Source organism: Armatimonas sp. (genome assembly GCF_043760365.1).
GTDB lineage: Bacteria > Armatimonadota > Armatimonadia > Armatimonadales > Armatimonadaceae > Armatimonas.
On the sequence record NZ_JAYUPA010000027.1, the window covers coordinates 1 to 6,898 of the forward strand.

Sequence of the window (6,898 nt, forward strand, 5' to 3'; positions counted from 1 at the left end):
CTGGAGCTCGCGGCATCACGGATTCGCAGCCTCAGCCCCCGCGAGATGCAGGGCCAGCTTGAGCAGAGCCTACGTCTACTTGCTCGCCCCCCGCAAGGAAGTCAACGAAACGCCCGGCACGCCTCGCTGCATGCCGCTATTGAGTGGAGCTGGCGGCTACTCCCCCCGGATCAGCAGACTTTTCTCGCCCAGCTCTCGGTCTTTCGCGGCGGCTGGAGCGCCCCGGCAGCCCAGGCCATCTGCGGCGTCGGCGATGCCCCCGAGCGCCTCGCCGCCCTCACCGATGCTTCCCTCGTCCTGTGCGACAGCGCCCCCGATGGTCCAAGCCGCTTTCATCTGCTGGAGCTCATTCGTACCTTCGCCGCGGAGCAGCTCCCTGAGGCTCTCGCCGATGCGACGCGTGTCCAGCACCGTGCCTACTTTGCAACGAACGCCACCGACCAAGATGCGGGCAATGTGCTGGCAGCGCTGGAGTCGGCGTGTGCGTGCCAGGATGCGTCGGCGGCCTACCCACTCTTTCTGACACAAGCCACGGGCACGCTTGCCCTGCTCGGAGCTCCCCGGACGCTCTCGCTCGGCCAAGCGATTCTCACCCTTCCCGCCCCGACGTCGCGAGAGCGTCTCGCAGCACTGGGCCATACCGTGTCGTTTGCCGATACCTGCGGACACAACGCGCTGGCACACACCCTTGCACAAGAAGCTCTCGACACCGCAGGCTCCGATCCCGTTCTTCGTGGCATCGCCCTCTCAGTTCAGGGCCAACTCGCCGTCTCAAACTACGCCGATCCCACGGCGAGCTTGCCGCTGCTACGCGAGGCCCTCACTTTCTCGGAGAGTGCGGGCGATGTTCCCACCCAGGCAACGGTTCAGCGTCGCCTCGGGATTCTTCTACTCCGCAGCAAGCAACTTAACGAAGCGGCTCAGTGCTTCGAGCGCTCGCAGCAGCTTTTTGCGTCGGTAGGAGATCTCTCGGGTGCCCGCTACGCCCTGGCCAACCGTGCCCATGTGCTGGGGGTGCAGGGGGACTCGCTAGGTTCGCTGGCGCTCTACCAGACCTGTCTGGCACGTGCCCGTGCGCTGGGCGACCGGGTGCACCAGAGTAAGCTTCTCCTCAATATCGGCTCACTTCAAGCGGAGCTGGCACAGTGGCCCGATGCCCTAGAATCGGGCCAAGCCTGCGTGCGCGTCTGCCAGGCGATAGGCAACCTGCGCACCCTTGCGTTCGCCCTCTGGAACCTCCCCGAGCCCTTGCTGCATCTCGGTCACCCCGAGGCCGCGACCCTTCTGATGGCCTTCGCCGAGACCTTCTGGCTCGCCCGCTTCGACTCGCTCAGCGCGGAGGACGATTCCTACCGCGAGCGAATCTACACCAGCAGCAACGCCACAGCAGCGCAGAAAGCTATCGGCAGCACCCTCTCCCTGAGCGAAGCACTGGCGCTGGCGCTAAAGCCATCCTGAATATTTTAACCCACCCGCCAGAACCCACCCGGCCAGAACCCACCCGCCTCGTTCCTCGGCACCCTCCCTCAGGGCAATGAGGGTAGGAAAACCCCTCGGGCTCCCCAAGAAAAACCCCACCTACCTCCCCTTTCCCTCCACTAACCCTCCTTCGTAGAGGGAGGGTGGCTCGTAGTGAGGCACGATCGAAGAGCCGGGTGGGTTCTGGCCGGGTGGGTTCGCGAGTGGCCGGGGGATAGGTTCCACACGTTTGCCACACGGTAGCCCGCTACTCTGATGGCATGATGCAACCACGACAAGCGCAAAGGAGTGTCCAGATCCCTGATGTCCATCCGCTTGCGGTTGAGGTAACCCGCGTCTCAGAGGTTGCGGCTAACAAATTTGGAACCATCACCGAGGCGTATTTCTGGGAGTTTCTCTCTGTCGCCGGGGCCACGCACTATATTGTGACAAGGAACAATACGGTAGAAGCTGTCCAACAACGCTACCGGATACTTCAGGGCGATTTCGAGGCCACCGCCGTCACTAGCATCCCGATTCTTACCGGCGACGATCCCTTCCCCCCGGCGATCCCGGTGCGCGAGGAGCTCTCCGGGGTTGTCCGAGCGAACTTCTACCGACGTGGTAATGGCATTCGTTACTTGATTGTCTGGGGCGGCGGCTTTGATCCCAACCCCTACTACGACAATAATCCAATCCGTGTGGTCGTGTACTTTTAGGAGATATTTGAACTATGCAACGACGAAAACTTCTTAAACTTGCCCTCGCGCTGCCACTGGCAGGCTGTGGCAGCGGCTGGAACCTTGGCTTTGGCCCGATTCGTGGCGGAGGCTCTTCCACAACCACCACACAGCAAAGCACAGGACGGGTGATTCTCCCCACGGGTTCGCCACTCAACCTCGGTCAGCTCTCGCTCCTCTCGGGCTACACGGCGGCGGCGCTCAAAGGCGATGGGAATTTTACGCTAGGGCAGTTTAACGCCACCCCGGCCCTGCTCCTGCTCACGGATAAAGACAAACGCTTGGTTCTGCTCGGCTTCTCCGGCAGCACGGCCAGCGGTATGGTGGGCGAGGTTAGCCCGCTCCAGACCTCCGTCGCGCTACTCTTCTACGCCGTCGGGGCCTTCACGCTTCCGACTGAGGCGCAGGAGCAGGTACGCAAGTTCCTGCGCGATGATGAGGGTGTGAAGGTGCTCGCCAGCCAGCTCACGACCCAGTTGGCCGCCAATCCCTACGCCCTCGCCGACACCGACCCCACACTGATGAGCGCGGTCACGGCGGTTCGTGATGCCCTGTTCCCTCCAAGCACACGCGCGGTCATCACCCGCCACCGCGACGAACCCCTTGCCACGACTCTGATCCAGACTAAACCCGAGAACGAACAATCAGGGTTTCTCGCTGCGCCCAACGCCAATGGCTTGGGGATGACGATCACCAACACGCGCCGCCGCAACGCCATTGTCAATATCTACCAGTCCGCCTACTACACCGAGGCCAGCAAAGACCCTGTGCCCGTCCCGGACTCCAAGTACCACCGCGTTATCTACAGCGAGATTCTCTGGGGAACATCCGGGCTGTCGGGTGTGGCAGGCAGCCTGATCGACTACGCCAATGGCACGGTTGCCTACGGCCCGGTGACCAGTGGCCCCTACAGCCTTGATCTCTATCCGGCTGGAGCCACCAAGGCCACCTATCGCGTTGAGATTATCGCCAACGGCAACACAGGCGATCCCAACAATCTGACCGGCACGGCAAAGCCCCTCCCCGGTGAGCTCACGCCCGTGGGGGCTCATCTCAAGATCTCCTTCATCACGTTTTTCAAAGATTTTCTCCTGCCCGCGATTGCGACGTTTATCGGACTCCAAGAAAGCCTCAAGCTGGATTTGGTAGGAGGGCAGGGCTTGCCCTCCACAGACCTCCTCAAGAACTTCGACGATCTGGCGGTAATTTTCTCAGGCGTGGTGGACTCAGGAATCGCCATCAGTGCCAGCAATGCCCGTGGCCTCCTGATTACGGTTCTTAAGGCGCTCGCCAACAACGGCACGCTACGTCAGAAATTTATCGAGTGGATGGTGGTTGTCTTCGCGCGTCAGGGCTTTACAGCAGGTGTCGCAGCTACGCTTTTGGGGACACTTGCCACTGCCCTCAACGCCATTGTCATTATTGTGGACAAAGTTCTGGGAGCCGCCGATATTGGTGCCGTTCTGGCGGACTGGACACGCTCGGACAGCTATCTGCTCTTTGAGGCAAATGTCATCGCCCCCAAAGTCAAGCTCTCTCCGCAGACGGCAACCATTACAGCAGGCGACTCGCTGACCCTTAAAGCGACGGTGGCAGTGGATGCCCCCCTCATTACTTACCACTGGCGTATTGTCAGGGGGAGCGGCACCCTGAAAAACCCAGTTAATGGCCTGACGGGTGTCAGCCTCGACTCCGCCTCACAGGACATGATCTACCAGAGCGATGCCAACGCCACCGATAAAGCAACCGTCACGATTGAGCTCGAGGGCTTTGTGGGAAGCGTCAACGATCCTAATCGGATGAGTCTCGGAACGGCAACCACTACAATAACGGTCAATCCACGGACAGTTTCGATTGCTCCTGCCTCTATGACGATCTCCCCGGGCGATACCCTCTCCTTGAGTGCGTCTCTTTCCGGCACTTATCCGGGGAGTCTGCGCTATCTCTGGACTCTGGGTGGCGGCGGTAGCGAGGCTAGCCTCTCGGATAGTGGTGGACACCTAGGAAGCTCGTTTGAGAGTGCGCAAAGCACCGTGAAACTCACGACAGGTGCTGCCACTCAGGGAACGGTCACGGTTGGTGTTGAGGTGGTTGGCGTCACCCCCGATGGGACGAGAACCAGTCTGGGGAGCGCAGTAGGAACCGTCAACGTCAACGACAACATTCCCTTCGGGTCGGTGCGTATTGTCTTTGATGGGAAGACCCGCATCCTGCCCCAGTCCAGTGTCCAGCGTCTCAGCGGCACCACGGGCCTAGCGCTGGGGGCATTATACCAGCGCGTCTCCGCCGAGTACGGGGGGCTCGTGGGCCTCAAGCTAATCTTGCAGTTTTCCACACCGACCGTCGCTGTGGGAAGCATCGCACGCGTTGTCAGTGACTACGATCTCACCTACGAGCTTCCCGAGGGCAATACCTCTCTCTACTTCGCCCCTTCGGCTCCGGGCACGCTCACCGTCACCGAAGTGGGATCAGGCTACTTTGGCTATACCCTAAGTGTCAATCTCAAGGGTCTGCGCGGCGTTCCGACGACAGGCCCAGCGGTCTTCAAAGGATGGGTCACGAGCTACTAACGAGCCGGGTATCGCCGGGCATCATTCGTAGACAAAGGCATCGTTGAGATAGGGCCGCAGGTAGACATCACTCATGTAGCCAAAGCTATGGTCGCTCCACTGTGCGCCCGCCCAGTTGGAGAAAACCCAGAGCTTTGCCTCGTCGGAGTAGCCCACGAGTACTATCGAGTGGCCATCAAAGACATCCTTCGCCGGGACCAGGGATCCCGCGTTTCAGACACGCCTTGATCTCGGCGATCTGTCCCTCGGTAACGACCTCCTTGGTGCTCCAGGGCTTGAGAAAGCGCCCCTTGAGTCGTGGCGTTTTCTTCGCCGTCTCCAGCAGCTCCAGTGCAGGCGTGAGGTCGGCGTTGTAGGTTGTGGCATACGGCAGTCCGGCCTCGCTCACCATCCCGTAGCGCTCATAGCCTGCCGCGATCCTATCGAAAAAGTCGCCGTCTTTCTTCTGTCCGGTTACCGTGTTCTTGGCCCAGTTGAGAAACTCCACGGAGAGCGGCTCGGTCAGCTTGCGCTTCTTTCGAAGCATAAACTCGATACAGAATGTCATCGCAAACACACTGCACGTCCCCCGATTTCCCTGGGAGCGCGCCGCCATCTTTAGCCGTGCGATCTCGGGCCGCAGATCCACATCAAACTTCATATTTTCTCCTCGGGCGTGCAATGAAACGAAACTGCTAAGAGTGTACCTTCAAACTAAACTAGTCCGCCCACACCGGGTACCCTTTGGGTGGATGGGCGTCTACGGGCGCTTCGCGCCATAATGTCGCTCCGCGACTACCGATTTCCCAGTCGCGGAGCGACTTCATAGCCGAGGAACGAGGCTCTTAGACGCCGATTTCAATCGGCGGGGAAAATCGGCGGCACAGCAATTCGTGAAAAAGGCTCAGGATTTGTAAAAATAAACTTGCAGTTTCGCACGGATGCGGTAAATTGTAATCAGAACAATAACTATGAAAGAGAACTTGCAAACACTTAAAACCCAGCTAGAGCAAGCCGCTTGCCCCGAGCAGGTTTTCGGGCGACTGGAAGGCTACAGCGCCACCACCCTGCGCCGCGCTCTGGGCGAGGTTTTTCGGTCGCTGGCAAAAAACTGCCACCCGGACCTCGTCCCCGAAACCGAGCAAGCTCTGGCCGCTGAGGTCTTTCGGCTTCTTAACTCCTGGCGTACCCAGGCCGAGCGCAAGCTAGAGCTGGAGACCTACGGCGACCAGAAACCTCTCTTCGAGCCCGTGGAGTTCCTGGTCGGTGAAGAGCTGCTCACACTCACGGGAATCAGTGCCGCCGGGTTGGTCAGCACAGTCTACGAAGCGCACTTCACGGGGGCGAAACCCGGGCAGCGCGTCTTTGCCAAGGTCAGCCGTGAACCCGCCGACAACGATTTATTGGAGCGCGAGTTTCGGGCGCTGACGGCGATCCGCCTGCCCCACCCCGACCCGGTGGCGGAGCGAGAGTTCTACAGCAAGCAGCGGGCCTATCTGCCCGAGCCGCTCGCGCACTTCACCGTGGTGGGGCCAGCGGGGCGCTTGCAGGCTGTGAGTCTCCTGGCCACTCCCGAAGGACGTTGCTTTACGGCGCAGGCGCTGCGTGAGGAAAAGTTCATCACGGGCGTCGAGCCGCGCCAGGTCTGGTGGATCTTCCGGCGGCTCCTCATGACCCTCTGGATGGCGCACCTACGCGGCTTTGCACACGGGGCCATCACCCCAGATCACGTGCTGGTCTACCCCGAGGCACACGGCTTAGTGCTACTCGACTGGACTTGTGCCAGCCGCCTGGGCCAGGAGGCCCTACCGCTCTACGATCCGGCATGGACGGGCTTTGTCCCGCCCGAGCTGCTGGCGCGCGCCCCGGCGAGCACGGCCAGCGATCTGTTTATGGCCGCGAAAACGGCACTCTATCTTCTGGGGGAGCACACTGAAACTCTCGATACCTCGATTCGGCGCTTCTTCGAGCAGTGTACTCTCCCCAACCCGAACCGGCGTCTCAGCGACGCGGAGCGCGCCCATGAGAGCTTCGGCACTCTCTTGGGAAAGCGAGCATTTGCCGAGTTTATCGTTCCGTAGGAGAAAAAAATGGGATCAGGATATTTCGACTCGGTAAGCTACAGCGCACGGGCGGCGGCACGAACCGCCA

Annotated in this window: 6 protein-coding genes; 4 read left to right on the forward strand and 2 right to left on the reverse strand. The window is 60.6% G+C overall.

The genetic code is table 11. The annotated features are described in order from the left end of the window. The 3 genes from ACH2EH_RS00655 to ACH2EH_RS00665 form a co-directional block, all read left to right on the forward strand. The coding region (locus tag ACH2EH_RS00655) for a hypothetical protein (RefSeq protein WP_395137797.1) at positions 1–1,458 on the forward strand (1,458 nt) is incomplete at its 5' end. A 281-nt stretch (positions 1,459–1,739) separates the two neighbouring features. Beyond that, the gene (locus tag ACH2EH_RS00660; protein ID WP_395137799.1) at positions 1,740–2,177 is read left to right on the forward strand and encodes a hypothetical protein; all 438 of its coding nucleotides are present in this window, start codon (positions 1,740–1,742) and stop codon (positions 2,175–2,177) included. Between the two features lie 14 nt (positions 2,178–2,191). After that, positions 2,192–4,768: a hypothetical protein gene (locus ACH2EH_RS00665; protein ID WP_395137801.1), complete on the forward strand. Its 2,577-nt coding sequence runs from the start codon at positions 2,192–2,194 to the stop codon at positions 4,766–4,768. A 21-nt stretch (positions 4,769–4,789) separates the two neighbouring features. On the opposite strand, the gene ACH2EH_RS00670 is transcribed toward ACH2EH_RS00665, so the two are convergent. Beyond that, on the reverse strand, positions 4,790–4,924 hold the full coding sequence (locus ACH2EH_RS00670) for a hypothetical protein (RefSeq protein WP_395137803.1): 135 nt from the start codon (positions 4,922–4,924) through the stop codon (positions 4,790–4,792). A 19-nt stretch (positions 4,925–4,943) separates the two neighbouring features. Next, entirely contained in the window at positions 4,944–5,408 is a 465-nt protein-coding gene (locus ACH2EH_RS00675; RefSeq protein WP_395137805.1) for a hypothetical protein, read from the reverse strand. A gap of 310 nt (positions 5,409–5,718) precedes the next feature. On the opposite strand from ACH2EH_RS00675, the gene ACH2EH_RS00680 reads away from it, so the two are divergent. Continuing rightward, positions 5,719–6,828, forward strand: coding sequence for a hypothetical protein (locus ACH2EH_RS00680; RefSeq protein WP_395137807.1), 1,110 nt, complete (start codon positions 5,719–5,721; stop codon positions 6,826–6,828). The last annotated feature ends 70 nt before the right edge of the window (positions 6,829–6,898 follow it).

What these genes read in the sequence shown, in the direction of transcription:
- ACH2EH_RS00660 (WP_395137799.1), top strand. Translation starts at nt 1,740, where the DNA reads ATGATGCAACCACGACAAGCGCAAAGGAGTGTCCAGATCCCTGATGTC.
- ACH2EH_RS00665 (WP_395137801.1), top strand. Translation starts at nt 2,192, where the DNA reads ATGCAACGACGAAAACTTCTTAAACTTGCCCTCGCGCTGCCACTGGCA.
- ACH2EH_RS00675 (WP_395137805.1), bottom strand. Translation starts at nt 5,408, where the DNA reads ATGAAGTTTGATGTGGATCTGCGGCCCGAGATCGCACGGCTAAAGATG.
- ACH2EH_RS00680 (WP_395137807.1), top strand. Translation starts at nt 5,719, where the DNA reads ATGAAAGAGAACTTGCAAACACTTAAAACCCAGCTAGAGCAAGCCGCT.